This window comes from Arthrobacter sp. NPDC057388 (assembly GCF_042668165.1).
Taxonomy (GTDB): Bacteria; Actinomycetota; Actinomycetes; order Actinomycetales; family Micrococcaceae; genus Arthrobacter.
On the sequence record NZ_JBHVBL010000022.1, the window covers coordinates 31,907 to 57,590 of the forward strand.

Below are 25,684 nucleotides of genomic sequence, written 5' to 3' on the forward strand. Positions count from 1 at the left end.
CGGGCCAGCCTCTGCGGGGCGCGCCTGGAAGGGCCGCGGGCTAAACTGCTGACGCCGGACGCCGGGCGGGGTAGGTTGTCCCCATGGCCAGTGAACAGACCACCATCAGTGTCGACGGGCCCGGCGGCCCGAGGGAAATGCGCATCTCCAGCCCGAGCCGCGTGCTGTGGCCCGAGCTGGGGCTGACCAAGCTGGACCTGGCACGGTACTTCGTGGATGTGGGGGAGGCCTTCATCCGGGCGAACGGCGACCGGCCGGTGGCCTTGCAGCGCTTTTCGGGCGACGTGGACGGCGAGATGTTCTTCTCGAAGAATCCGCCCAAAGGCGCTCCCGACTTCATCCGCACCGTGAAGGTGGTCTTTCCCAGCGCGCGCTCGCACCCCATGCTGGTCTTCGACGAGCCGGCCGCAGTGGTGTGGGCGGCGCAAATGAACACGGTGGTGTTTCACCCCTGGCCGTCCCACGCGGACAATTCTGACAACCCGGACCAGCTGCGCATCGACCTGGACCCCCAGCCCGGCACCGACTACGACGACGCCATCCCCGCCGCCCTGGAACTGCGGAAGGTGCTCGCGGAGGCAGGGCTGGACGCCTTTCTCAAGACGTCGGGAAACCGCGGGCTGCACGTCTATGCCCCCATCGAGCCTACCCGGGAGTTCCTGGACGTCCGCCACGCCGTGATCGCTGCCGCCAGGGAGCTGGAGCGGCGCATGCCGGACAAGGTCACCACGAACTGGTGGAAGGAGGAACGCGGCGAGCGCATCTTCGTGGACTTCAACCAGGCCAACCGGGACCGCACCATCGCCGGCGCCTACAGCCCGCGGGCCCTCCCGCACGCATCGGTATCCTGCCCCATCACCTGGGACGAACTGGCGGATGTCAGGCCCAAAGACTTCACCATCCTCACCGTGCCCGACCGGCTCAAAACGGTGGGGGACCCGTGGGCGGACATGCATGCGAAGCCGGGGACCATCGACACGCTTTTGAAGTGGTGGGAGCGGGACGTCAAAAACGGACTCGGTGAGCTGCCCTTCCCGCCGGACTATCCGAAGATGCCGGGCGAGCCGCCCCGCGTGCAGCCCAGCCGGGCGAAGAAGCCGGAGTAGGCGCGCCTGCCCCACCGTGCCCCTGCGCCACCCCGCCCCTACTCGAAGCGGGACGGATCGCCGGTGCCGCGGCGCACCACCTCGGCGGTGCCGTTGGAGAAGTCGACGACGGTGGTCGGTTCTGCGCCCGTATCGCCGGACTCGATGACCGCGTCCACCGCGTGGTCCAGGCGCTCCTTGATCTCCCAGCCCTGGGTTAGCGGTTCCTCCTCGTCCGGCAGCAGCAGTGTGCTTGACAGCAGCGGCTCCCCGAGCTCCGCCAGCAGCGCCTGCACAAAATTGTGCCGCGGGATCCGCACACCCACCGTCTTCTTCTTCGGGTGCAGCAGCCGGCGCGGCACTTCCTTGGTGGCCGGCAGGATGAACGTGTAGCTGCCCGGCGTGACGGACTTGATGCTGCGGAAGACGTCGTTGCCGATGTTCACAAACTGTCCCAGCTGCGCGAAGTCCCTGCACACCAGCGTGAAGTGGTGCTTGTCGTCCAGTTGGCGGATGCTGCGGATCCGGTCCAGTGCCTCCTTGTTCCCCAGCTGGGCGCCCAGGGCGTAGCAGGAGTCCGTGGGGTAGGCGATCAGCCCGCCCGATCGAAGGAGCTCCACGATCTGGGAGATTGCGCGGGGCTGGGGGTCCTCGGGGTGGACATCAAAGAATTTCGCCATGCGTTGAGCCTAGGGCCTGTGGCCGTTCCGCGCACCACCCGCCCCGGCGCACGCACCCCGGCCGGTGTCATCCCCGGGAAAGCATCACCCCACATGCGCCCACGGACGCCTGTGGGCCAGCCCACCGGGAAGACACCCGTGCCACGGAAAGGCGGTGCACAGGTGAAAGAATGGCGTCATGGCAGGGGAACGGATCGTCATTGGCCTGTCAGGAGGCCATGAGGGGGAGATCCTGATCCGCCGTGCCATGAAGGTCCTCGAGGGCACCGGCGGCGAACTGCTCGCCGTGCACATCCGTTCCGTGGAGGGTGCGACGCACGAATCAACCAGCACCCTCGAATCGCAGCGACGGCTGGTGGTGGAGCTGGGCGGCAGCTACCACACCGTCTCCGCCCAGGACACCGTCGAAGCCCTGCTGGAGTTCGCTGCCCATGTCGGCGCCAGCCGCCTGCTCATCGGCCAGTCACGCGCCTACCGCCTCTCGCATCTGCTGAGCGGCGGTACCGAAACACGGATCGTCCGCCGCGCCGGTGACCTCGACGTCCAGGTAGTGCCGCATCCCCTGGCCGGGCGCGGCACAGGGCGACGCCGCCAGCGGGACCTTGGCCGCGTCCGCGTCGCCGTCGGGTTCGTGCTGGCGGCCACCGTTCCCATCCTGATGCAGCTGGCGCTCGCCGTCATCGAACACAGCGTGGCCACCGCGGTCCTGGTCCAGCTCGCGGGCGCGGTGGCGGTGGCGCTCGTCGGCGGCCTGTGGCCCGCTGTCATGGGTGCACTGTGGAGCAGCCTGCTGGTCAATTACTTCTCCACGCCGCCCGTCGGTGACCTGGCCATCAGTGACCCGCAGGACCTGCTGTCGCTGGGTGTATTTGTCGGCGTTTCGGTGGCTGTGGCCGGCGTGGTGGACAGGTCCGCCCGGCGCTCCAAGGAAGCCGCGCGGTCCCGGGCCGAGGCGGCCACCCTCGGTGAGCTCGCCCGCGGAGCGACCCGCTCTGACGACACGGTGGGCAGCCTGCTGGAACAGGCACTGGACGTGTTCGGTGTCCGCGGCGCTGCCCTCTTCAGCGGCCCGCCGTTCCGGAACGTCACCGGCCCGGGTGGCGGGGTTGTAACAGGTGCCCAGCGGACTGCAGGAGACCACCGGATTGTTTCCGGTGGCCGGGCGGCTTTCGGTGACCGTCCGGCGCTCCGGCAGGGGGACGGCGAAACCGGGCGGAAGCTGCTCGCGTGGGCCGGTGAGCTGACCGAGTCTGAGCGGGACGGCACGGATTTCGGCGAACACACGGTGGAACCGCTCGACGACGGCACCTGGCTCGTGCTGTTCGGCCGGGCAGTGCCGGCAGCTGACAGCAGCCTGCTGGGCGCCTTCGCCGCCCACATGCTCGCCCAGCTCGAGCGCCGGCAGCTGGCCGCCAGCCGGCTGGAGGTGCTGCGGCTCGCCGAAGGAAACACCATGCGCACCGCCATCCTCCGGGCCGTCTCGCACGACCTCCGCACGCCGCTCGCGGGCATCAAGCTCGCCGTCGGAGGTCTCCTGCAGACCGCCGTCAGGTACACCCCCGAGGAGAAGCAGGAGCTGTTGGAAACCATCGACGAATGCTCGGACCGGCTGGACAGCCTGGTGGGGAACCTCCTCGACATGTCCAGGATCACCGCCGACTCTGTTCGCCCGCTGCTGAAGCCTGTCCGGTGGCTGGATGTTGTGCAGCCGGCGCTGCGCGGCCTTCCGCCGGGCAGGGTGCGGGTGGTGCTGCCGCCGAACCTGCCCGCCGTGGACGCCGACGCCGTCCTGCTGGAACGCGTCATCGCCAACATCGCGGAAAATGCCGTGAAGTACGCCCCCTCCTCCGACATCGTCGTGAGCTCCGCGGCGGGCGGGCTCAGCAGCGCCGTCCTCAACGGCCACCCGGCCGGTGAGCTGCGCATCGTCGACCACGGACGCGGCGTGCCGGACCGGAACGTGCCGGCGATGTTCCGCCCCTTCCAGCGGCTGGACGATCTTTCCCAGACAACCGGCGTCGGCCTCGGACTGGCGGTCGCCCGGGGCTTCATCTCGGCCATGGGAGGGAGCCTTGCGGCCGAGGAAACGCCGGGCGGCGGGCTCACCATGGTCATCCGGCTGCCCCTGTCCACAGGCCCCGACCCGACCGGGCCTGACTCCCTGGGACCTGACGCCTCACCCGCCGCTACCCGACAGGAGACGGCCCAGTGAGCAGTGTCCTCGTGGTCGACGACGACCAGCACCTGCTGAAGGCCCTGCGGATCACGCTGCAGGCGCACGGCTACACCGTGGAGACGGCGGCCGACGGCGAGGAGGCGCTGCTGGCTGCCGCACGCAATCCGCCCCAGCTTGTTGTGCTGGACCTCGGGCTCCCCGACATGGACGGCGCGGCGGTCCTTCGGGAGCTCCGGCGCTGGAGCACCGCCCCGGTCCTGGTGCTCTCGGCCCGGCACGGCTCGTCGGACAAGGTGGACGCCCTCGACGCAGGAGCCGACGACTACATCACCAAACCTTTCGGCCTGGAGGAACTCCTGGCCCGGCTGCGTGCCCTCCTGCGCCGCGCACCGGAAGCTCCGGAGCCATCAACGGTGGACACCGCGGAGTTCAGCGTGGACCTGGGACGGCGGATGGTCACCCGGCACGGAGAGCCCGTCCGGCTCACGCCCACCGAATGGAGCATCCTGGAACTGCTGGTGCGGAATCCCGGGAAGCTCATCACGCAGCAGCAGATCCTGGCCAGCGTGTGGGGGCCGGCCTACGAGAAGGAAGCGAACTACCTGCGGGTGTACATGGCCCAGTTGCGGCGCAAGCTGGAGGCGGACACGGGCAACCCGCGCCATCTGCTGACCGAGGCCGGCGTCGGTTACCGTTTCCGGCCCTGACCTGCACTCACGCCGGCTTGACCGGCTCCTGACCTGCAGCCGTGAACCTCCCGTGAACTTCCGTGGACCCCTATGAAGGGCAGCCGGATTCGGGCAACATGTGTAGTGCTGCGCCGCACACCGGGCGCCACACGTACAGCCGAAGGAGAACCGATCGTGTCCACTCTGCTCAACCCGTACATCAGCTTCCGTGACACCGCCCGCGACGCCCTGACCTTCTACCAGTCCGTGTTCGGCGGCGACCTGGCGCTCAGCACCTTCGGGGAATTCCACGCCAGCGAGGATCCGGCTGAGACGGACAAGATCATGCACGGGATGCTGACCACGGAGAAGGGGCTCGTGCTTATGGGGGCCGACACCCCCAACTCCATGGACTACTCGCCGGGAAACAACATCTCCGTCTCGCTGAGCGGCGACGACGAAGCCGAACTTCGCGGCTACTACGAGAAGCTGTCCGGCGACGGCGGCACGGTCACCGTTCCCATGGACAAGGCACCCTGGGGCGACATCTTCGGCATGTGTACCGATAAGTTCGGCATCGCCTGGCTGGTCAACGTCAGCGGAGCCTCGGCAGCTCCTGCTCCCTAAGCGCCCCGGAAACAGCAACGCGGGGTCACTTTCCGCCCAATAATGTGAGGTTATTGGGCGCGAAGTGACCCCGCGTTGCGGTTGCGGCCCTTGGTGCTGTTCGGCCGTTCAGGAAAGCGGCGGGGACCAGACCCAGTCGCGGATGTCGGGCAGGTCCTCGAAATGCTCCCGGATGTACTCGGCGTGGGCGTCCAGCTGCCGGTGGCAGTGCTCGGCCAGCGCCTCCGCGCCGTCGAACTGCCGCGGCATCCGGCGGAGGGCCGCCAGCGCCAGGTGGTAGCGGCTCATGCGGTTGACCACCACCATGTCGAACGGCGTGGTGGTGGTTCCCTGCTGGCTGTAGCCGCGGACGTGGAACCGTTCCGGGTTGGGCCGGCCATGCAGGAGCTGGTGGAAGGAACGGGCGTAGCCATGCCACGCCACCACCACTTCAGACGTGTCGGTGAACAGCGAACTGAACGTCCCGTCGTCGAGCCCGTGGGGATGCACCTCCCGCGGCGGAAGCACCATGGCGTCCATGACGTTCACCACGCGCACCGTGGCCTCCGGAACGTGGCGCTGCAGCAGCCAGCTGGCCGCCAGGGCTTCCTCCGTAGGGATGTCGCCGGCACAGGCGAGAACGACGTCCGGTTCAGCGCCGCCGTCGGTCTCGTTGCCGGCCCACTCCCAACGGGAGGCTCCGGCCTCCGCATGCGCCCGGGCCTCCTCGAGGGTCAGGTACTGCGGGTGGGACTGTTTGTCGACGACGACCAGGTTCACGTAGTCCGTGCTGCGGAGGGTGTGTTCGGCCGTGGCCAGGAGCGTGTTGGTGTCCGGCGGCAGGTAAATCCGGGTCACCTCGCCGGACAGGGACAGCACGGTATCGATCAGGCCCGGCCCCTGGTGGCTGAAGCCGTTGTGGTCGTTGCGCCAGCAGGTGGAGGTCAGCAGGATGTTCAGACTTGGCACCGGTGAGCGCCACTCCAGGTCGCGGGCGTGCTGCAGCCACTTGGCGTGCTGGACGGTCATGGAGGCGCTGACCATGGCGAACGCCTCATAGCTGGCGAAGAATCCGTGGCGGCCGGTCAGCAGGTAGCCCTCCAGCCAGCCCTGGCACAGGTGTTCGGAGAGGACCTCCATCACCCGGCCGTCCGCGGAGATGTGGTCGTCGCCGTCGCCGCCCGGCAGCAAGAGGCAGCGGTCAGTGGCCTCGAACACGGCACCCAGCCGGTTGCTGTTGGTTTCGTCCGGACAGAACAGCCGGAACCGCGGGTTGTCCTCCGTTCCGGTGTACAGGTCGCGGAACAGCTCGCCCAGGGGCTTGGTGGTTTCGACGCTGGTGGAGCCCGGCTGGCCGGGGTCCACGGCGTACTGCGCAAGGTCGGGAATCTCCAGCGGGACGGACGGCTGGCCGTTGGCCCAGGGAGCCGCCCCCATCCGGAGCTTGCCTTCGGGAGCCAGCGCAGCAAGTTCGGGCAGAAGCCTGCCGCCGTCGTCGAACAGCGTTTCCGGCTGGTAGGAGCGCATCCACTGCTCCAGCAGCGCCAGGTGCTCCGGGTTGTCCCGGACGCCGGACAGCGGAACCTGGTGCGCACGGAACGTGCCTTCCACGGGTTTGCCGTCCACCGTTTCCGGGCCGGTCCAGCCCTTGGGTGTCCGCAGGATGATCGCCGGCCAGCGGGCGGCCGTCGTCCGGTTGCTGCCGTTGCTGCCGGAGGCAGAGCCGTCGCCGGAACCGGTGGCCCGCGCCTCCTGCTGGATGGCCCGGATGGCGGCGTAGGCGTCGTCGAGCGCAGCGGCCAGGGCCCGGTGGACCTTCTCGGGCTCGTCGCCGGACACCGTCACCGGTTCCCAGCCGTTGGCACGCAGCAGGGCCTCGACATCCTCGTCCTGGCGGCGGCCCAGGACGGTCGGTCCGGAAATCTTGGCGCCGTTGAGGTGCAGGATGGGCAGGACCGCGCCGTCCCGTGCCGGGTTCAGGAAGAACGGCGCCGTCCATGAGGCAGCGAGCGGGCCGGTCTCGGCTTCGCCGTCGCCCACCACGCAGGCGGCGATGAGGTCCGGGTTGTCCATCACCGCACCGGTGGCATGCATCAGGGAGTAACCCAGCTCGCCGCCCTCGTGGATGGAACCGGGGGTGGCGGGGCCGACATGGCTTCCCACACCTCCCGGCGTCGAAAACTGCCGAGCCAGCCGGCGCAGGCCCTCGGCGTCGCGGCTGATGTCGGGGTAGATCTCCGAGTAGGTGCCTTCGAGGTAGACGTTCGCCACCACCGACGGTCCGCCGTGGCCGGGCCCGGCGATGAACAGGACCTCGGCAGAGGTGTTCCTGATCAGCCGGTTCAGGTGGGCGTAAATCAGTGACAGCCCGGGTCCGGTTCCCCAGTGGCCGAGCAGCCTCGGCTTGATGTGCTCCGGCCGCAGCGGCTCCCGGAGCAGTGCGTTTTCCTGAAGGTAGATTTGCGCCACTGTGAGGTAGTTCGCCGCACTCCAGTACCGCTGGAGGAGATCCAGTTCCTCGTCCGTCATCGTCCCGCTTGTCTCGGCCATGCCCATTGGTGTGCCTTCCGTCGGTTCGGTTCCCGCGCTGACGGGCACAGTCTACCCCGGCGTTTTGTGCACTCTCAGATCCACTTCGGGGCGGCGGGCACCTCATCCGCGGCCACTACCGCCCGCGTGGATCCAGGCTTCGCGGGTGCGCATCCGCACGGTCTCGGACGCCGGGACCGTGCGGCCTTGGATGGTCTTCACCTCATTGGCCAGTTCCGGTCCGGCAGGTCGCGCCATTCCACGTTGAGGTGCACGGCAGAGTGATGGCGGTCTTCAAGGCGTCCCCGCCTAGCGGTAGCCTTGCCCCTCCGGGGCCGGGTCCGTAGCGTTTCCTCCAGAGCAGGCGCTGGAGGAAACGCAGTGGAAAATGCAGTCACCCTGTACCTCGATGTGGACGGCGTCGTATGCCCCTTCGGCCCAACGGGCACAACACCCTGGGGATCAGCGTGGCGGCACGCCTATGCCGGGATGCTGGAAGTGGCCTACGCGCCGGAGCTGGTGACGGAACTGAACCTGCTGGCGCAGCGGCCCGGCCTCCGCTGCGTCTGGCTCACCAGCTGGGAAGAACTGGCACCCGCCGTGCTCTGCCCGGCCACGGGCCTGGCGGGAAGCCAATGGCCTGTGCTGACCGCGGACGGTCCGGGCGGCGGCGCCGAATGGTGGAAGCTGGAAGCCCTCCAGGCGGATGTGGGCAGGAACACGCCGGAGCGGATCATCTGGGTGGACGACCAGCTCGCCTTCGAGGGGCGGGCACAGGCATGGGCGCGGATCCTTGGCCGCCGCGCCCTGCTGGTCTCACCGGACCCGCGGACCGGCCTTTCGCCCGGCGACCTGGAGGCAATCCTTGCCTTTGCCCCGCCTCCGCAGCCGCAGGTGTGACAGGCCGCATGCGGCGCAGGTTGGACCTCGCCTGCAGGGCGCGTAACATCGATAAGGTTTCAGGCCCGCTCTGCAGCTCCGCTACCTCCACCCTTTTAACACCTCCTGAACACCGGGTGAACTATGCTGTGCAGTGCAGGCAGGGGAAGTGGAACTGCTGTACGTAGACTCTGCAGATTGGGCAACAGGTGGACATCACCTTCATGGTGGCGCTGGTCATAGCGCTGGCATTATTTTTCGACTTCACGAACGGTTTCCATGACACCGCGAATGCGATGGCCACGCCCATCGCCACCGGTGCAATCAAGCCGAAGACTGCGGTTGCCCTCGCGGCGGTCCTGAACCTGATAGGCGCGTTCCTGTCCACGGAAGTGGCCAAGACGGTCTCGGGCGGGATCATCCGCGAGGGGTCCGGCGGCGTGCAGATCACCCCGGACATCATTTTTGCCGGTCTGATGGGTGCCATTCTGTGGAACATGATCACCTGGCTGAAGGGACTGCCCTCCAGTTCATCGCATGCGCTGTTCGGCGGCCTCATCGGCGCCGCGGTCATCGGCATCGGTTTCCACTCGGTCAACCTCGAGACGCTGCTCCAGAAGGTGATCCTCCCTGCCATCTTCGCCCCGGTGATCGCCGGGCTCGTGGCCTACGTCTGTACCCGTATCGCCTACGGGCTCACGGCCCGGCATGATCCGGAGACCGGCAGCAAGCTCACGCAGAAGCGCGGCGGCTTCCGCACCGGCCAGATCTTCACCTCCAGCCTGGTCGCGCTGGCCCACGGCACCAACGACGCCCAGAAGACCATGGGCATCATTACCCTGGTGCTGATCGCAGCAGGAACGCAGGAGCCCGGCTCAGGCCCGCAGCTGTGGGTGATCACGGCATGTGCCCTCGCCATCGCCATCGGAACCTACGCCGGCGGCTGGCGGATCATCAGGACCATGGGCGCCGGACTCACCGAGGTCAAGCCCGCACAGGGCTTCGCCGCCGAGTCGAGCACGGCCTCCGCCATTCTGGCCTCCTCGCACCTGGGCTTTGCCCTGTCCACCACCCAGGTGGCCTCCGGCTCCGTCATCGGCTCCGGCATGGGCCGCCGGGGCACCACGGTCCGCTGGGGCATGGTGGGGCGCATCGCCCTCGGCTGGCTCTTTACGCTGCCCGCTGCCGGTATCGTCGGTGCCCTGACAGCGCTGCTGGTCAAGACCGGCGTCGTCGGCGTGGTGATCGCCGCCGTGGCCGGCATCGGCGCCGTGCTGTACATGTTCCTGGTATCCCGCAAGTCCCAGGTGGGCCACCACAACGCGGTGGAGGTCGAAGAGGCCGGACAGGCTGTCCGCTTCGCCAAGAAGAAGGCCCGCGCCAGGGCACGCGCCGCCCAGCGCGCCAAGAACAACAACCCGAAGGGCCCGCAGCGATGAAGTGGCTGGAACTCCTCACCGTGGCCGGCGCCACCCTGGTCGCCGCCGTGACCGTCGTGGTCCTCTATTCCCTCGGCGTCCGGCTCACCGCCATCGCCGGTGACCGCCAGGTCGGTGCCCCGGCGTGGGTCAAGTACCTCTCCTACGCCTGCTTCGGGCTGTGCGGCCTCGCCGTGCTGTTCGGGCTCTACCTGATCATTCCGTACTTCAGCGGGTAGCCGTTTCCTCTGGGAAGAGGGGATGGGAGTAGCTAGGCTGGGCGCATGCCGACTGTCCAGTATTACGTTGCGTCCTCCCTCGACGGCTTCATCGCCACCGCGGACGATGACTTAGCCTGGCTGCTGCAGTTCGACGGCTTCGAAGGCGGCAAGGAAAGCTACGACGCCTTCATCGCCGGCATCGGCTGCATCGTCATGGGCGGGACCACCTACGAGTGGCTGATGGAGCACGAGCCCGGCAACTGGCCCTACCCCGGGACGCCCTGCTGGATCTTCACCCACCACGAGTTCAGCGCCCCGTCCGGGGCCGACATCACGTTCGTCCGCGGCGACGTGACCGAATTCATCGATGACCTCCGGCGGGATGCCGGCGGTAAAAACATCTGGGTGGTGGGCGGCGGCGAGCTGGCCGCCGAATTCGCCGGCGCCGGCCTGCTGGACGAGCTGATAGTCTCCGTCATCCCCGTGGTGCTGGGCGGGGGAAAGCGGCTGCTTCCCCTTGAGCAAGGCCCGACGGCGCCACTCGAGTTGCAGGAAGCACGCACCCAGGGGCGGGGGATCGTGGAGCTCCGGTACCGCTGGGCCCCCCGTTAGTTTTCACCCCCGTCCGTTAGCTTTTACCGAAAGCCAGCGCTGCTGCGGGCCGCTACAGGATGAGGTTGGTGATCCGCGCCGTGGACAGCCGGCGTCCCTGCTCGTCGGTCATCACGATCTCGTGCGTGGTCAGCGTGCGTCCCAGGTGAATGGCCGTGCAGGTTCCGGTCACCGTTCCGGCGGAAACAGCGCGGTGGTGCGTGGCGCCAACCTCGATGCCCAGCGCCTGGCGGCCCGGACCGGCGTGCATTCCGGCGGCAAATGACCCCAGCGTTTCAGCCAGCACCACATGCGCGCCGCCGTGCAGGATCCCCGCCACCTGGGTGTTCCCCTCCACGGGCATCGTGGCCACGCACCGTTCGGGGCTCATCTCCAGGAAGCGGATTCCCATCTTCACCACCAGCGCGCCGATGCCGTACCCGGCAAGCCAGCCGTGCAGGTGTTCGGGGACGCCGGCTGCAGCCAGCTCTTCCCGGAAACGCGTCTCCGCGGCGGCTTCCACGGCGGCGGGAGCTGCAACTGCTTCAGCCGCTTCCGTGCTCCGGCCGGACTCTGTGGGGCTGGCCTCACCGGCCGGGCCGGGCGTGAAATTGTCCATCATGGCAACTAGGCTGGCACCTGTGAGTGAAACAACCAAACCGGCCCCAAATACGTCCACAACCCAGACCCTTCCGGACATTGCAGTGTCCGATCCCGCCGTCACTTCGGTGTCGGCCACCGAGGCCCCCGTCGTTCCCATGACGCAGCAGCCCCGGCTTCTGGTGCTGGACGGGCACTCCATGGCCTTCCGTGCCTTCTTCGCGCTTCCGGCGGACAAGTTCTCCACCGCCCGGGGCCAGCACACCAACGCGATCCACGGCTTCACCTCCATGCTGATCAACCTCATCAAGGAGCAGAAGCCCACCCACATCGCGGTCGCCTTCGACGTCTCGGATGACACCACTCACCGCAAGGCCGAGTACAGCGAGTACAAGGGCGGCCGCAACGAGACTCCGCGGGAAATGAGCGGCCAGATCGACCTCATCGACAAAGTCATGGGCGCCTGGGGCATCAAGACCATCAAGATGCCCGGCTACGAGGCGGACGACATCCTGGCCACGCTCGCGGCCATGGGCGAGAAAGCCGGCCACGAGGTCCTGCTCGTCTCGGGTGACCGGGACGCCTTCCAGCTCATCACCGACAACGTGTTCGTGCTCTACCCGAGGAAGGGCGTCAGCGACATTCCGCGGATGGACGCTGCCGCCGTCGAGGACAAGTACTTCGTCAGCCCCTCCCGGTACTCGGACCTCGCGGCCCTGGTGGGCGAGACAGCGGACAACCTGCCGGGCGTTCCCGGCGTCGGGCCCAAGACGGCAGCCAAATGGATCAACCAGTACGGCGGCCTCGAGGGCGTGCTGGAACACCTCGATGCCATCGGCGGGAAGGTGGGGGACGCACTGCGCGCCAATGTGGACGCCGTCAAGCGCAACCGCAAGCTCAACCAGCTCCACACCGACCTCGACCTGCCGGTGACGCTCGACGAGCTGGCCGATCCGCGGCCGGACCAGCAGGCACTCGAAGAGCTCTTCGACGAGCTCGAATTCAAGACCATCCGCGCCCGGCTTTTCGACCTGTACGCCAGCGAGGTCACGGAAGCCGAACGCGAAACCCTGGAAAGCCGCGAGTTCGCAACCTTGCAGGACGCCGCCTCGCTCAGGGCCTTCCTCGAGGCAGGTGCCGGCCAGCGCTCCGCCCTCGCTGTTGACGTGCTGGCCGGCCGGATCGGCGAGGACGCCGACGCCGTCGCCATCGTGCGGGACGATGCCGCCGCCTACGTGGACCTCACAGGATTGGACGCAGAAGCTGAAAATGTCCTGGCCCAGTGGCTCCGGGACGCCGAATCCCCGAAGGTGCTTCACGGCTACAAAGCGGCCCTGAAAGCGCTGGCCAACCGCGGATTTGGCCTGGAAGGCGTCGTGGATGACACCTCCATCTCCGGCTACCTCATCGAACCGGACCGCCGCACCTACGAACTGGCAGAGCTGGCCCAGCACCACCTGAACATCCACGTTTCTGCAGAAGCCGCAAAGGCGGGCCAGCTGGAACTGGAGTTCGACGACGACGCTGCCGCGGCGTCCGGTGCGCTGGTCCAGGTGGCCGCCGTTGTCCACAAACTGAGCCGGTTCTTCGAATCGGAACTGCAGGAACGCAAGGCCGGGGACCTGCTGGCCACCCTGGAACTTCCGGTGGCCCGCGTCCTGGCCGACATGGAGACAGCCGGCATTGCGGTCTCCATGGACCTGATGGACGAGCAGCTCACGGACCTCGCCCGGGTGATCGACGACGCCCAGGAGCGGGCGTTCGCGGCGATCGGCCACGAGGTGAACCTCGGTTCGCCCAAGCAGCTGCAGACTGTCCTGTTCGAGGAACTCCAGCTGCCCAAGACCAAGAAGATCAAGTCCGGCTACACCACCGACGCGGCATCCCTGAAGAACCTGCTGGAGAAGACCGGGCATGAATTCCTGGTCCAGCTCATGGCGCACCGGGAGTCGGCGAAGCTGCGGCAGATGGTGGAAACGCTGAAGAAGTCCGTGGCCGAGGACGGCCGCATCCACACCACCTACGCCCAGAACGTGGCCGCCACCGGGCGGATCTCGTCCAACAACCCCAACCTGCAGAACATCCCGATCCGCAGCGAGGAAGGCCGCCGCGTGCGCGGGATCTTCGTGGTCAGCGACGGCTACGAGTGCCTGCTGTCCGCCGACTACTCGCAGATCGAGATGCGCATCATGGCGCATCTGTCCGGCGATGCCGGGCTGATCCAGGCTTACCGTGAGGGTGAGGACCTGCACCGCTTCGTGGGTTCGTCCATCTTCCACGTGCCGCCGGCCGAGGTGACCAGTGCCATGCGCTCCAAGGTCAAGGCCATGTCCTACGGCCTGGCCTACGGGCTGACGTCCTTCGGGCTGTCCAAGCAGTTGGAAATCTCCGTGGATGAGGCCAGGAACCTCATGAAGGACTACTTCGACCGCTTCGGCGCTGTCCGCGACTACCTGCGCGGCGTGGTGGATCAGGCCCGCGTTGACGGCTACACGTCCACGATCGAAGGCCGGCGCCGGTACCTGCCTGACCTCACCAGCACCAACCGCCAGCTCAGGGAGAACGCTGAACGCATCGCGCTGAACTCACCCATCCAGGGGTCCGCCGCGGACATCATCAAGCGCGCCATGCTCGGTGTGCATTCGGAACTGGCGGCCCAGGGACTGAAGTCGCGCATGCTGCTGCAGGTCCATGACGAACTCGTGCTGGAAGTCGCCGCGGGCGAGCGGGATGCCGTTGAAAAGCTCGTCACCGAGCAGATGGCCGCCGCCGCGGACCTCAGCGTACCGCTGGAGGTCCAGATCGGCGTCGGCACCAGCTGGTACGACGCGGGTCACTGATGCCGGACCGGTATGAAGTCAAGAGATTCCGTACGGCTCCGGACGGTTCCCCTGACACCGCCTTGGCCAGTGCGTGGGTCAAGGCGGTGGGCTCCGGGTTCCACGACAGCAACCGGAACGACACGTTCGTGGACAAGATCCTGGCCATGTACCGGACGGACGATCGTGAACTGACCGGCATTTACCAGGCGGCGCCGGTGGCGCCCCACTCCCTGGGCCCGGACGTTCCGGTGGCCACGTTCGCCACTCTCCGCAAGGACCTGAACATCGGGTACGGCCGGCAGCTGGAAACGCAGCTTGTCACCGCGGTGACGGTCCGCGGCACGCACCGGCGGCAGGGACTCCTCCGCCGGATGATGACCGAAGACCTGGGGGCGGCCAAAGCCGCCGGCGTCGCGCTGGCGGCCCTCACCGCTTCGGAGGGTTCCATCTACGGGCGCTTTGGCTTTGGCGTTGCCACGTTCGAGCGGAGCATCAAGGTGGACACCGGTCCGAGGTTCAGGATCCGCCACGCGGCCACCGGCAGCGTGGAAATGGCCGACCGGAGGGTGCTCCTGGACCTGGCGGCCGGCGTCTTCGACCGGGTCCACCGGCTGACGCCCGGGTCCATCGTGCGCCAGGAGGCCTACCGGCACACCGTGTCGGGTGCCTTCGGCCGTGACGGTTCAGAGGATGATGCCATCCGGTGCGCCCTGCACTACGACGCGTCCGGCCGGGTGGATGGCTACGCCTCCTACAGGTTCGCCGGCTGGGACGCGAAGCCGTACACCATCGAACTTGTGGATCTCGTGGCGGCCACGGGCCCGGCCTACCTCGAGCTGTGGCAGTTCCTGGGCGCCATCGACCTCTCCGAACGCGTGAGCTGGGAGTCGGCTCCGGTGGATGACCCCCTGGCGTGGGCGCTCGAGGATCCCAGGTGCATTGAGTCGGCGGACCAGCGGGACATGCTCTGGCTGCGGATCCTGGACGCCGGCCAGGCCCTGGCCGCGCGGCGTTTCTCCGCTGACGGAACCCTGGTGCTCGAGGTGGCCGACACCCTGGGCCTCGCGGGCGGCACGTACGTCCTGAACGTCAGCGGGGGAGATGCCCGGGTCGTGGAGGCGCCCCCGGGCACGGTGCCGGATCTGTCGCTGGGCGTTGCCGAACTTGGGTCCATCTACCTGGGCGGGGTCAGTCCCGTGATCCTCGCGGAGTCGGGGCGCATTCTGGAGCACACACCCGGGGCGGCGTTCCGCGCCGCCCTGATGTTCGCCGTCGAACGTCCGCCGCACTGCCTGACACATTTCTAGCGCTTTGACCCTGCTTGGCGCTTGCCACTAGAATAAACGGGCGGATACTACGTGCCCGCATTTTCTTCAATCCACAAAATCAGGATGACCAGGCACTTCCTTGCGGAGTGCCCGCACTGCGCCTGCGTTCCATAGCGCGGGCGCGGCGGTTTGCCTGACCGACTAACTATCCACAACGGAGCCCCTACTACATGACCATCACCTCCACCGAGAAGCCCGGTACCCCGCAGGTCGCCATTAACGACATCGGTACCGCTGAGGACTTCCTCGCAGCAGTCGACGCCACCATCAAGTACTTCAACGACGGGGACCTCGTCGAAGGTACCGTCGTCAAGGTCGACCGCGACGAAGTTCTGCTCGACATCGGTTACAAGACCGAAGGTGTCATCCCCTCCCGCGAGCTTTCCATCAAGCACGACGTTGATCCCGGAGAAGTTGTCTCCGTCGGCGATCAGGTCGAAGCCCTGGTGCTCACCAAGGAAGACAAAGAAGGCCGCCTGATCCTCTCCAAGAAGCGTGCTCAGTACGAGCGTGCCTGGGGCGACATCGAGAAGGTCAAGGAAGAAGACGGTGTTGTCACCGGTACCGTCATCGAGGTTGTCAAGGGTGGTCTTATCCTCGACATCGGTCTGCGCGGCTTCCTGCCCGCATCCCTCGTCGAGATGCGCCGTGTGCGCGACCTGGCTCCGTACATCGGCCAGCAGATCGAAGCCAAGATCATCGAGCTGGACAAGAACCGCAACAACGTTGTGCTGTCCCGCCGTGCATGGCTCGAGCAGACCCAGTCCGAGGTCCGCTCCACCTTCCTCAACAAGCTGGAAAAGGGCCAGGTCCGTCCCGGCGTTGTTTCCTCCATCGTCAACTTCGGTGCCTTCGTGGACCTGGGCGGCGTAGACGGCCTGGTTCACGTTTCCGAGCTGTCCTGGAAGCACATCGACCACCCGTCCGAGGTTGTCGAGGTCGGCCAGGAAGTCACCGTCGAGGTCCTCGAAGTGGATCTGGACCGCGAGCGTGTCTCCCTGTCCCTCAAGGCTACGCAGGAAGACCCGTGGCAGACCTTCGCCCGCACCCACGCCCTCGGCCAGGTTGTTCCGGGTAAGGTCACCAAGCTCGTTCCGTTCGGTGCATTCGTCCGCGTCGAAGACGGCATCGAAGGCCTCGTTCACATCTCCGAACTGGCCGTCCGCCACGTTGAGCTGGCTGAGCAGGTTGTCTCCGTTGGCGACGAACTGTTCGTCAAGGTCATCGACATCGACCTCGAGCGCCGCCGCATCTCCCTCTCCCTCAAGCAGGCCAACGAGGGCGTTGACGCCGACAGCACCGAGTTCGACCCGGCTCTGTACGGCATGGCCGCAGAGTACGACGAAGAGGGCAACTACAAGTACCCCGAGGGCTTCGACCCCGAGTCCAACGAATGGCTCGAGGGCTACGAGGCTCAGCGCGCCGCCTGGGAGCAGCAGTACGCTGATGCCCAGACCCGCTGGGAAGCCCACAAGAAGCAGGTTGCCCAGCACGCTGCCGACGACGCTGCTGCAGCGACGTCCGGCGACAGCGACTCCGGCGCCACCAGCTACTCCTCCGAGCCGGCTACCACTGACTCCGGTGCAGGCACGCTTGCTTCGGACGAGGCTCTTGCCGCTCTGCGTGAGAAGCTGACCGGCAACTAATTGCCCGGCGCTGGCTGACAGCTGAAAGCCAGTAAAAAGGTGGCCGTCCCCGAAAGGGGGCGGCCACCTTTGTTATTGCCGGCGGTTCATGGTGCCGGGTTATGGATTCTGAGGGATCAGGCCGTCTGGCCGGCGTGCTCACCTTCCGCGATTTCCTCCAGCACTTTGTCATTGAACGCAGGAAGGTCGTCCGGCTTCCGGCTGGTCACAAAGCCCTGGTCCACCACCACTTCCTGGTCGCTCCAGTTGGCGCCGGCATTCCGCAGGTCCGTGGCCAGCGTGTGGTAGGAAGTGAGGTTCCTGCCTTTGACGACGCCGGCGTCGATGAGCAGCCACGGGCCGTGGCAGATGGCCGCTACCGGCTTGTGCTGCTCGAAGAAGCTACGCGCAAACGCCTGCGCATCCTTGTCCACCCGCAGATGGTCAGCGTTCACCACGCCCCCGGGAATCACCAGGGCGTGGAAGTCCGAGGCGTTGGCGTCCTTCAGGACCAGGTCCACATCGAAGGTGTCGCCCTTCTCGACGCCCTCAAATCCCTGAAGCTTGCCGCTTTTCGGGGCTACCAGAACGGGCTCGCCGCCGGCGTTCTTGACGGCGTCCCACGGGCTGGTCAGTTCAACCTGCTCCACGCCGTCTGTCAGCAGAAATGCGACCCTCTTGCCGTTGATGTTGTGCTCTGACATGAGTCCTCCTTTTCCTGTGATGCCTTACAGGTCCACCCTAGGAAAGCCGAAACTCATAAGCAAGCTGATTATTTACGCCGGCAAGGCCGGCGCGGTGGTTAGCGCGGGATGTCAATCCATTCGGTGCCCTCAGGCTGAAGGGCGGCGCTGCCGGCGGTCAGGGCCGCCAAGCGGTCCGCGGCTTCCGCCAGGTCACCGGGCGCATCCGGCAGGGCAAGGCGAAGCACCGTGGACTGGGCTTCGTAGCCGGTTTCCGCCATGGCATAGCCCGCACTGCGCAGGTCGTTTTCGAGGCGCCCGGCCGCGGCATGCGGGACCCGCACGGCACAGATGCGCAGGCGCCGGCGCTGCACCATCGGAGCAAGCTCCAGCGCCGTTGATACCGAATCGGAGTAGGCGCGCACCAGTCCGCCGGCGCCGAGCAGGATCCCGCCGAAATAACGCACGACGACGGCACTCACGTCGCTGAGGTCCGTCACCCCGGGCGCGGTTTCCCGCCGGATCAGGGCCTCCAGCATCGGGATCCCGGCGGTGCCGGAAGGTTCGCCGTCGTCGCTGGAACGCTGGATGTCGCGGTCAGGCCCAAGCACGAACGCGGAGCAGTGGTGCCCGGCGTCATGGAATTCCCGGCGCAGCTCGGACACCAGGGCACGGGCGCCGTTTTCGCTGTCCGCCCGCCGCAGCACGGTGATGAACCGGGACCGCTTAACCTCGATCTCGTGGCGGAAGCCGCCGCCGGCGGCCAGCGTCGTGTATGCCGATGACCTGCTCTCTTGCTCTTGCACCGCCCAAGTCTAGGCGAGATTGGGGAGGCAGCGGATGGGCCCACGCTGCCGAGGGGCCCCAATCGAGCTTGCCGGAGTGGGGCTGCAGTGGATGGGCCCACGCCGCCAGGGTTCCCTGGCCGAGCGGAGCGAGGTTAGGAGGACGGTGGATGGGCCCACGCCGCCAGGGTTCCCTGGCCGAGCGGAGCGAGGTTAGGGAGGCAGTGGGGATTAGTCTTGGGGGGTGCTGAAGATTGGGTTGACAGGCGGGATCGCGTCGGGGAAGTCGCTGGTGGCAACACGCCTGGAGGAACTGGGCGCCGTGCTCGTCGATGCCGACGCGATTGCCCGCGAGGTCGTGGAACCCGGCACCCCGGGCCTTGCCGCCGTCGTGGCTGCTTTCGGGCCGGAGATCCTCGACGGCGACGGACGGCTCGACCGGCCACGCCTCGGAGCCATCGTGTTCCGGGAGCCCGAACGGCGCGCGGAGCTGAACGCCATCGTCCACCCGCTTGTGCGTGAACGCGCTGCAGCGGTGATTGCTGCCGCCCCGGAGGGCGCGGTAGTGGTGCAGGACATTCCACTCCTGGTGGAAACCGGGCAGCAGAAGAACTTCCATCTTGTGCTCGTGGTGGATGCGCCGGAGGATATCCGGCTGCAGCGCATGATGGAACACCGCGGAATGACGGAGGCGGACGCCCGTTCGCGGATGGCCGCGCAGGCGTCCCGCCAGGACCGCCTCGACGCAGCGGATGTGGTTCTGGGCAATTCCGGCACGCCCGATGAGCTGCTGGCCTCGGTCGACCGGCTGTGGCACGGGCGCCTCCTGCCCTTCGCCCGGAACATCAGCCAGGCAACGGTGGCAGCCCGCAGCGGTGCCCCCGTCCTGACGGAACCTGACGCGGACTGGCCGCGCCAGGCGTCAAATCTGGCCGGGCGGCTGAAGGCAGCGGCCCCGGATGACGTCCTGGCCGTCGACCACATCGGCTCGACGGCCGTTCCCGGCCTCGAGGCGAAAGACGTCATCGACCTCCAGGTCGCCGTGCCGGACCTCGCCACGGCCGACCGTATCGCGCCGCTCCTTGCTGCCGCCGGGTTCCCGCCCTGGCCGGGAATCCTGATGGACAGCCCCCTGCCCGGACGTCCCGACCCCGCGGCCTGGTCCAAGCGCCTGCACGGCAACGCCGATCCCGCGCGCCCGGTGAATCTCCACGTCCGGGTGGCAGGCTCGCCCGGGTGGCGGTTTGCCCTGTGCTTCCGCGACTGGCTGCGCGCCGACCCCGCCGCGCGCGGGGAGTATGCCGCGGAGAAACGGCGCGTGGCCGCGCTGCATGCTTCCGATGACACCACCGCCGGCTACGCCGCGGGCAAGGAGGACTGGTTCCGCGATGTCGCGGTTCCCGAAATGGAACGGTGGGCTGAAAGCAGCGGCTGGCGGCCGCCGTCGTATGTGCCCACGGGTGTTGCGCGTACAGCCCAAAGCTGAATCGGACATCCCTGTCAGTGCCCGGCGGTAGATTAGATGCATGAGTCTTGCGCAGGAGATCAACCGCGTCGTTGCCCCGTTCGAGGTCATCAGCGAGTTCAAGCCGGCCGGTGACCAGCCGGCGGCGATCGCCGAACTCACCGAACGCATCAAAAACGGTGAAAAGGACGTGGTCCTGCTCGGCGCCACGGGCACCGGCAAGAGCGCCACCACAGCATGGCTGGTGGAGCAGGTGCAGCGGCCCACACTGGTGATGGTCCAGAACAAGACCCTCGCCGCGCAGCTGGCCAACGAGTTCCGCGAGCTGCTCCCCAACAATGCGGTGGAATACTTCGTTTCCTACTACGACTACTACCAGCCCGAAGCCTATGTCCCGCAGACGGACACCTTCATCGAGAAGGACTCCTCGATCAACGAGGAAGTGGAGCGGCTCCGGCACTCCGCGACCAACGCCCTCCTGACCCGGCGTGACGTGATCGTGGTGGCCACCGTTTCCTGCATCTACGGCCTTGGCACGCCCGAGGAGTACATCGCGGGCATGGTCACCCTGCGCCAGGGCCAGGAAATGAACCGCGACGACCTCCTGCGGAAGTTCGTCTCCATGCAGTACGTCCGCAATGACATGGACTTCCACCGCGGAACGTTCCGGGTCCGCGGCGACACCGTGGAAATCATCCCCATGTACGAGGAACTCGCCCTCCGGATCGAGTTCTTCGGCGACGAGGTGGAAAGCATCCACACGCTGCATCCGGTCACCGGCGAGGTCCTGCGCGAGGAAACCGAGATGTACGTCTTCCCGGCGTCGCACTACGTGGCCGGTCCGGAGCGCATGTCCAGGGCCATCTCCGCCATCGAGGACGAGCTGGCGGAGCGGCTCAGCGTGCTCGAGGGGCAGAACAAGCTGGTCGAGTCCCAGCGGCTCCGCATGCGCACCACCTACGACCTCGAAATGATGCAGCAGATGGGATTCTGCAACGGCATCGAGAACTACTCCCGCCACATCGACGGGCGCCCGGGCGGGAGCGCGCCGCACTGCCTCCTGGACTACTTCCCGGACGACTTCCTGCTGGTCATCGACGAATCGCACGTCACCGTGCCCCAGATCGGTGCGATGTACGAGGGCGACATGTCGCGCAAGCGCACCCTGGTGGACCACGGCTTCCGGCTGCCGTCAGCTATGGACAACCGGCCCCTGAAGTGGGACGAGTTCCTGGAGCGCGTAGGCCAGACCGTGTATCTGTCCGCCACGCCCGGAAAGTACGAGCTCGGCAAGGCCGACGGCTACGTGCAGCAGATCATCCGTCCCACGGGCCTGGTGGACCCCGAGGTCATCGTCAAACCCACGAAGGGCCAGATCGACGACCTCCTGGGCGAGATCCGGACCCGGGTGGAAAAGGACGAGCGCGTCCTGGTGACCACCCTGACCAAGCGCATGGCCGAGGACCTCACGGACTACCTCCTGGGCCACGGCGTCAAGGTCGAGTACCTGCACTCGGACGTGGACACCCTGCGCCGCGTGGAGCTGCTGCGCGAACTCCGGCTGGGCACCTTCGACGTCCTGGTCGGCATCAACCTCCTCCGTGAGGGCCTCGATCTGCCCGAGGTGTCGCTGGTGAGCATCCTCGACGCCGACAAGGAAGGCTTCCTGCGTTCCTCCACGTCGCTGATCCAGACCATCGGCCGTGCCGCCAGGAACGTGTCCGGACAGGTGCACATGTACGCCGACCGGATCACCGACTCCATGGCGCAGGCCATCGAGGAGACCAACCGCCGCCGCGCCATCCAGGTGGCCTTCAACAAAGAAAACGGTGTGGACCCGCAGCCGCTGCGGAAAAAGATCGCCGACATCACAGACCAGCTGGCGCGCGAGGATGCGGACACCGATGCGCTGCTGGGCAGCTTCGACTACGGCAAGGGCAAACGCGGCATTACCGGGGCCCCCAAGCCCGGCGCCAAGGCCGGCAAGGGGGCCAAGAAGGGCGCCGCCATGGTCCGGGCCGACGGGCTGGCGGCCGCGCCCGCCGAGGACCTGGTGGGCCTGATCGAACAGCTGACCGAGCAGATGCACGGGGCGGCTGCCGAACTTCAGTTCGAAGTGGCTGCCCGGATCCGTGACGAAGTTTCCGAGCTGAAGAAGGAATTGCGCCAGATGCAGTCGGCAGGGCACGCCTAGCCGTACCGCCACAGCAAGTGCAGGCCCGTGGCGCGTCCCGCGTTACTGGCCTGCATGTCTGGCGTCACCTGGCGCGGCGGGCGCCGTCTCTAGGGTAAAGTTGAGGTCACGTAGGGGAGTATCCCAAGCGCTACGAACGTCAACACGCAGGGCACAGATGCCTTGCCGGGCGTAGCGGGCAGCCACATCAGCACAAAGTGCACAGGTTCGCCGGAGAGACTTACACCGGTTTTTTGTACCCTGCGAAAGGCATTTTTGTGGAACTTCCCGTCTGGTTCGAGGTCGGCTCGTTCGTCGTCCTCGGCATCATCCTCCTTATGGACCTGCTTCTGGTGGTGCGCCGTCCGCACGAGCCCTCCATGAAGGAAGCCGGCCTCTGGGTGGCCTTCTACGTGGCACTGGCCCTCGTGTTCGCCGGTGCCATGTTCATGTTTACGGGACCCGAGTACGGGAGCCAATTCGTAGCCGGGTGGGTGACTGAGTACAGCCTCAGCATCGACAACCTCTTCGTTTTCATCATCATCATGGCCCGCTTCTCGGTGCCCCGTAAGTACCAGCAGGAGGTGCTGATGGTGGGCATCATCATCGCGCTGATCCTGCGCGGCATCTTCATCATGCTTGGCGCCATCGTGATCGAGCAGTTCAGCTGGGTCTTCTACATCTTCGGTGCCTTCCTCCTCTGGACTGCCTGGAAGCAGGCGCAGGACGAGGGTGAAGACGAAGAGGACAAGGAAAACGCCCTCATCGCCAAGCTCCGCAAGGTCATCCCGATGTCCGAGAAATTCGACGGCGGCAAATTGCGCACCACGGTGGACGGCAAGAAGGTCTTCACCCCGATGGTCATCGTCTTCATCACCATTGGCATGACGGACCTGCTGTTCGCCGTCGACTCCATCCCCGCCATCTTCGGGCTGACGCAGAGCGCGTTCATCGTCTTCACCGCGAACATCTTCGCCCTGATGGGCCTGCGGCAGCTGTACTTCCTGCTCGGCGGCCTCATGAACCGCCTCATCTACCTGAAGCACGCCCTGTCCATCATCCTGGCCTTCATCGGCGTGAAGCTGATCCTGCATGCCATGCACGTCAATGAACTGCCGTTCATCAACGGCGGGCACCACATCGAGTGGGCCCCGGAGATCCCGACGTACGTGTCCCTCGCGGTGATCATCGGCACCATCATCATCGCCGTGATCGCCAGCCTGGTCAGCTCCGGCGCGCAGAAGGCAAAGCTGGACGAGCGCCTGGAAGAGGACGCCCGGAAGAGCCTGAGCGACGTCGACTAGGATCCCGCTCCGTGCCTGACAAAGCAACCCCGGCCATCAGATGCCCGGGGTTGCTTTGTGTTGTCACGGGTCTGTCGGGGCCTCAGCGGGCGGAGCGCACCATCCCGAGTAGCCGGCCGAAGATGGCCTCCCCGTCGTCGGCGATGCCGTCGTGGTGGAACTCGCCTGTTTCCCAGGTGTTCAGCTTGCGGACGGCGGCAGCTGTCTCCATGGAGAGCCCGTGGTCCACATAGATATCGTCCCGGTAGACCGCGGCCGCAGTCGGAACGATATTGGCGGCGAGCTGGTCGGGGTCATACAGCGGCTTCCAGTCGGCTTTGGCTGCCAGGAGCTCTGCCACGTCCTTGAGCGGGCGGAGGGCGGGGTCCTGTTCGAAGTACCACGGGTAGACCATCTCGCCCGTCAGGAGAACTTCCGCTGCGTCCGGGCGGAATTCGGGGAACTCCTCGAGGACCCGCCAGGCGGCCCAGCCGGTGGCCTCGTCCTGGCCGTAGATGGACTCGTGCATCAGTGCGTACAGGGGGTTGGCCGCGCGCGAAACCAGTGTACGGATCTGCTCCAGGAACGGGTCGGAGAGCCGCGGACCGCCGGAGGTGTCCACAAAGGCGTCCTCCAGCAGATTGTGGAGGCTGTCCACCCGGGTGTTCCCGCCGAGGAAGGACCCCACCATCTGGAAACGCTCGACCGTGAGGGGAGAGCCGTCCGGAAGGCATTCAGCTGTGCTGCGGAGGTGCTCGGCGATCCGGTTCACGGCTTCCCGGTCCTCGGGGTACCAGCCGAAGTACTCGGCGTTCCGGGCTGCGACCCGTTTGAAGGTCTCGCGGTAAACGCGGTCGGGGGATCCCGCCAGCGGCGCAAGGCCGCCGGTGATCAGCACCTCACGCAGGCCGGTGGGCGCGAACGACAGGTACGTCAGCGCGCAAAAGCCGCCGTAGCTCTGCCCGTAGACGGTCCACGGCCCTGAGCCGAGGGCCTGGCGGATGAGCTCGGCGTCGGCAACGATTGAATCCGCCCGAAAGTGCTCAAGGTATCTTGCCTGTGCTGCGGCGTCCCCGCGCAGCGGCAGGGTGTTGCGGTCAACCGCGGAGGAGAGGCCTGTGCCCCGCTGGTCCAGCATCAGGATCCGGAAGTCCTTGGCCGCAGCCTTGCTCCAGCCGCCCAGGGATGCGAAGCGGTTGCCGCGGCCGCCCGGACCGCCCTGCAGGTACAAAAGCCACGGCAGCCGCGCGGCCTCCGCCTCGCTGTGCTCGGCGGACACATATTCGCGGGCGAAGACCGTGATGGTCTCGGCCGCGTCCGCTCCGTCCGGGCCGGCGAAATGGTCCAGGGGCACCGTGAAGTAGTGCTCTGCAGTACGCATGCCGCGGAATTTGTGCCGGGCGCGCACTGTATGGACTGGTCGCTGTTGCACGGCGCCGCCCTTCTGGGTGCTGGCGTCCAGCGCGGCCTCAGCCATGGACACCGGCCTTGCTGCGGCTGCCGAATCCGGCCAGCGCCGCTCCGGTAAGCCGGAATGTCGACCATTCCTCCATCGGGAAGGCCCCAAGATTCCGGTAAAAGGCGATCGACGGTTCGTTCCAGTCCAGGACACTCCACTCAACGCGGGCATAGCCCCGTTCGACGGCGGTCGCCGCCAGATGCTGCAGCAGCGCCTTGCCGTGGCCCTCACCACGGGCCTCCGGGGTGACGTAGAGGTCCTCCAGGTAAATCCCGTGCACGCCCTCCCAGGTGGAATAGTTGAGGAACCAGAGGGCGAAGCCCCGGACCTGCCCGTCCTCGTTCTCGGCCATGTGGGCGTAGACGCGCGGGTTGCTGCCGAAGAGCACCTCGGTGAGCATCTCGGGGGTGTTCCGGACGGCGTCCGGCTCCTTTTCGTAGACGGCCAGCTCGTGGATCATTTGCAGGATTACGGGAACGTCGGCGGGTGTTGCGGGACGGATTACACTCATGATTCCGAGCTTACTGCGTCCCGGAGAGGCCGCACGCCGGCCGGGGCCGCGGGCGCATAGGCTGATGACCCGATAACAGTGCAGCAAGCTTTCGGAG

General features: G+C 66.9%; 21 protein-coding genes and 1 pseudogene. 14 read left to right on the forward strand and 8 right to left on the reverse strand.

Features of this window, described 5'->3' with window-relative positions; genetic code table 11:
- The first annotated feature begins 83 nt into the window (after positions 1–83).
- A complete protein-coding gene (gene ligD, locus ACFUTU_RS12150; protein WP_377964530.1) occupies positions 84–1,106 on the forward strand; it encodes a non-homologous end-joining DNA ligase in 1,023 nt (340 codons plus the stop codon).
- Between the two features lie 38 nt (positions 1,107–1,144).
- On the opposite strand, the gene ACFUTU_RS12155 is transcribed toward ligD, so the two are convergent.
- Positions 1,145–1,765, reverse strand: coding sequence for an L-threonylcarbamoyladenylate synthase (locus ACFUTU_RS12155; protein ID WP_377964532.1), 621 nt, complete (start codon positions 1,763–1,765; stop codon positions 1,145–1,147).
- Positions 1,766–1,943: 178 nt separating this feature from the next.
- Between ACFUTU_RS12155 and ACFUTU_RS12160 the strand changes: the two genes are divergently transcribed.
- From ACFUTU_RS12160 to ACFUTU_RS12170, 3 genes are all read left to right on the forward strand, one after another.
- Positions 1,944–3,977 carry a DUF4118 domain-containing protein gene (locus ACFUTU_RS12160; protein WP_377964534.1) on the forward strand — a complete coding sequence of 678 codons (2,034 nt, stop codon included), beginning with the start codon at positions 1,944–1,946 and terminating at the stop codon, positions 3,975–3,977.
- The gene (locus tag ACFUTU_RS12165) at positions 3,974–4,648 is read left to right on the forward strand and encodes a response regulator (RefSeq protein ID WP_377964536.1); all 675 of its coding nucleotides are present in this window, start codon (positions 3,974–3,976) and stop codon (positions 4,646–4,648) included. Before ACFUTU_RS12160 ends, ACFUTU_RS12165 begins: the two co-directional genes overlap by 4 nt.
- A gap of 156 nt (positions 4,649–4,804) precedes the next feature.
- The gene (locus ACFUTU_RS12170) at positions 4,805–5,236 is read left to right on the forward strand and encodes a VOC family protein (protein WP_377964538.1); all 432 of its coding nucleotides are present in this window, start codon (positions 4,805–4,807) and stop codon (positions 5,234–5,236) included.
- Between the two features lie 108 nt (positions 5,237–5,344).
- Here ACFUTU_RS12170 and ACFUTU_RS12175 read toward each other — a convergent pair whose 3' ends face one another.
- Positions 5,345–7,765, reverse strand: a complete 2,421-nt coding sequence (locus tag ACFUTU_RS12175) for a phosphoketolase (RefSeq protein ID WP_377964540.1) — start codon at positions 7,763–7,765, stop codon at positions 5,345–5,347.
- A 123-nt stretch (positions 7,766–7,888) separates the two neighbouring features.
- Positions 7,889–8,028 (reverse strand): annotated as a pseudogene (locus ACFUTU_RS12180) (maleylpyruvate isomerase N-terminal domain-containing protein); the annotation flags it as partial.
- Positions 8,029–8,125: 97 nt separating this feature from the next.
- Here ACFUTU_RS12180 and ACFUTU_RS12185 point away from each other — a divergent pair.
- From ACFUTU_RS12185 to ACFUTU_RS12200, 4 genes are all read left to right on the forward strand, one after another.
- Complete coding sequence (locus ACFUTU_RS12185; protein ID WP_377964542.1) at positions 8,126–8,644, forward strand: HAD domain-containing protein; 519 nt, start codon at positions 8,126–8,128, stop codon at positions 8,642–8,644.
- A 188-nt stretch (positions 8,645–8,832) separates the two neighbouring features.
- Positions 8,833–10,062 carry an anion permease gene (locus ACFUTU_RS12190; RefSeq protein ID WP_377964544.1) on the forward strand — a complete coding sequence of 410 codons (1,230 nt, stop codon included), beginning with the start codon at positions 8,833–8,835 and terminating at the stop codon, positions 10,060–10,062.
- On the forward strand, positions 10,059–10,280 hold the full coding sequence (locus ACFUTU_RS12195) for a hypothetical protein (protein WP_377964546.1): 222 nt from the start codon (positions 10,059–10,061) through the stop codon (positions 10,278–10,280). The genes ACFUTU_RS12190 and ACFUTU_RS12195 overlap by 4 nt, the downstream gene beginning before the upstream one ends.
- Positions 10,281–10,325: 45 nt before the next feature.
- Positions 10,326–10,874, forward strand: a complete 549-nt coding sequence (locus ACFUTU_RS12200; RefSeq protein ID WP_377964548.1) for a dihydrofolate reductase family protein — start codon at positions 10,326–10,328, stop codon at positions 10,872–10,874.
- Between the two features lie 52 nt (positions 10,875–10,926).
- On the opposite strand, the gene ACFUTU_RS12205 is transcribed toward ACFUTU_RS12200, so the two are convergent.
- Positions 10,927–11,475: a hotdog fold thioesterase gene (locus ACFUTU_RS12205; RefSeq protein WP_377964550.1), complete on the reverse strand. Its 549-nt coding sequence runs from the start codon at positions 11,473–11,475 to the stop codon at positions 10,927–10,929.
- A 178-nt stretch (positions 11,476–11,653) separates the two neighbouring features.
- On the opposite strand from ACFUTU_RS12205, the gene polA reads away from it, so the two are divergent.
- The 3 genes from polA (at position 11,654) to rpsA (ending at position 17,249) form a co-directional block, all read left to right on the forward strand.
- Positions 11,654–14,293: a DNA polymerase I gene (gene polA, locus ACFUTU_RS12210; RefSeq protein WP_377964587.1), complete on the forward strand. Its 2,640-nt coding sequence runs from the start codon at positions 11,654–11,656 to the stop codon at positions 14,291–14,293.
- Entirely contained in the window at positions 14,293–15,582 is a 1,290-nt protein-coding gene (locus ACFUTU_RS12215) for a GNAT family N-acetyltransferase (protein ID WP_377964552.1), read from the forward strand. The genes polA and ACFUTU_RS12215 overlap by 1 nt, the downstream gene beginning before the upstream one ends.
- Before the next feature lie 191 nt (positions 15,583–15,773).
- On the forward strand, positions 15,774–17,249 hold the full coding sequence (rpsA, locus tag ACFUTU_RS12220; RefSeq protein WP_377964554.1) for a 30S ribosomal protein S1: 1,476 nt from the start codon (positions 15,774–15,776) through the stop codon (positions 17,247–17,249).
- A gap of 116 nt (positions 17,250–17,365) precedes the next feature.
- Here the strand turns inward: rpsA and ACFUTU_RS12225 are convergent, their stop codons facing one another.
- Both ACFUTU_RS12225 and ACFUTU_RS12230 read right to left on the reverse strand, forming a co-directional pair.
- Entirely contained in the window at positions 17,366–17,932 is a 567-nt protein-coding gene (locus ACFUTU_RS12225; protein ID WP_377964556.1) for a type 1 glutamine amidotransferase domain-containing protein, read from the reverse strand.
- Between the two features lie 98 nt (positions 17,933–18,030).
- On the reverse strand, positions 18,031–18,717 hold the full coding sequence (locus ACFUTU_RS12230) for an IMPACT family protein (protein WP_377964558.1): 687 nt from the start codon (positions 18,715–18,717) through the stop codon (positions 18,031–18,033).
- 223 nt (positions 18,718–18,940) lie between these two features.
- Between ACFUTU_RS12230 and coaE the strand changes: the two genes are divergently transcribed.
- From coaE to ACFUTU_RS12245, 3 genes are all read left to right on the forward strand, one after another.
- On the forward strand, positions 18,941–20,182 hold the full coding sequence (coaE, locus tag ACFUTU_RS12235; protein WP_377964560.1) for a dephospho-CoA kinase: 1,242 nt from the start codon (positions 18,941–18,943) through the stop codon (positions 20,180–20,182).
- 40 nt (positions 20,183–20,222) lie between these two features.
- Positions 20,223–22,355, forward strand: coding sequence for an excinuclease ABC subunit UvrB (uvrB, locus tag ACFUTU_RS12240; RefSeq protein ID WP_377964562.1), 2,133 nt, complete (start codon positions 20,223–20,225; stop codon positions 22,353–22,355).
- Between the two features lie 257 nt (positions 22,356–22,612).
- A complete protein-coding gene (locus tag ACFUTU_RS12245; protein WP_377964564.1) occupies positions 22,613–23,638 on the forward strand; it encodes a TerC family protein in 1,026 nt (341 codons plus the stop codon).
- 82 nt (positions 23,639–23,720) lie between these two features.
- Here ACFUTU_RS12245 and ACFUTU_RS12250 read toward each other — a convergent pair whose 3' ends face one another.
- Positions 23,721–25,094 (reverse strand): alpha/beta fold hydrolase, encoded by a 1,374-nt coding sequence (locus tag ACFUTU_RS12250; RefSeq protein ID WP_377964566.1) that lies wholly within the window; start codon positions 25,092–25,094, stop codon positions 23,721–23,723.
- Positions 25,087–25,587, reverse strand: a complete 501-nt coding sequence (locus ACFUTU_RS12255) for a GNAT family N-acetyltransferase (RefSeq protein ID WP_377964568.1) — start codon at positions 25,585–25,587, stop codon at positions 25,087–25,089. Before ACFUTU_RS12255 ends, ACFUTU_RS12250 begins: the two co-directional genes overlap by 8 nt.
- Positions 25,588–25,684 lie beyond the last annotated feature (97 nt).

What these genes read in the sequence shown, in the direction of transcription:
- ligD (WP_377964530.1), top strand. Translation starts at nt 84, where the DNA reads ATGGCCAGTGAACAGACCACCATCAGTGTCGACGGGCCCGGCGGCCCG.
- ACFUTU_RS12155 (WP_377964532.1), bottom strand. Translation starts at nt 1,765, where the DNA reads ATGGCGAAATTCTTTGATGTCCACCCCGAGGACCCCCAGCCCCGCGCA.
- ACFUTU_RS12160 (WP_377964534.1), top strand. Translation starts at nt 1,944, where the DNA reads ATGGCAGGGGAACGGATCGTCATTGGCCTGTCAGGAGGCCATGAGGGG.
- ACFUTU_RS12175 (WP_377964540.1), bottom strand. Translation starts at nt 7,765, where the DNA reads ATGGCCGAGACAAGCGGGACGATGACGGACGAGGAACTGGATCTCCTC.
- ACFUTU_RS12195 (WP_377964546.1), top strand. Translation starts at nt 10,059, where the DNA reads ATGAAGTGGCTGGAACTCCTCACCGTGGCCGGCGCCACCCTGGTCGCC.
- ACFUTU_RS12200 (WP_377964548.1), top strand. Translation starts at nt 10,326, where the DNA reads ATGCCGACTGTCCAGTATTACGTTGCGTCCTCCCTCGACGGCTTCATC.
- ACFUTU_RS12205 (WP_377964550.1), bottom strand. Translation starts at nt 11,475, where the DNA reads ATGATGGACAATTTCACGCCCGGCCCGGCCGGTGAGGCCAGCCCCACA.
- polA (WP_377964587.1), top strand. Translation starts at nt 11,654, where the DNA reads ATGGCCTTCCGTGCCTTCTTCGCGCTTCCGGCGGACAAGTTCTCCACC.
- ACFUTU_RS12215 (WP_377964552.1), top strand. Translation starts at nt 14,293, where the DNA reads ATGCCGGACCGGTATGAAGTCAAGAGATTCCGTACGGCTCCGGACGGT.
- rpsA (WP_377964554.1), top strand. Translation starts at nt 15,774, where the DNA reads ATGACCATCACCTCCACCGAGAAGCCCGGTACCCCGCAGGTCGCCATT.
- ACFUTU_RS12225 (WP_377964556.1), bottom strand. Translation starts at nt 17,932, where the DNA reads ATGTCAGAGCACAACATCAACGGCAAGAGGGTCGCATTTCTGCTGACA.
- uvrB (WP_377964562.1), top strand. Translation starts at nt 20,223, where the DNA reads ATGAGTCTTGCGCAGGAGATCAACCGCGTCGTTGCCCCGTTCGAGGTC.
- ACFUTU_RS12250 (WP_377964566.1), bottom strand. Translation starts at nt 25,094, where the DNA reads ATGGCTGAGGCCGCGCTGGACGCCAGCACCCAGAAGGGCGGCGCCGTG.
- ACFUTU_RS12255 (WP_377964568.1), bottom strand. Translation starts at nt 25,587, where the DNA reads ATGAGTGTAATCCGTCCCGCAACACCCGCCGACGTTCCCGTAATCCTG.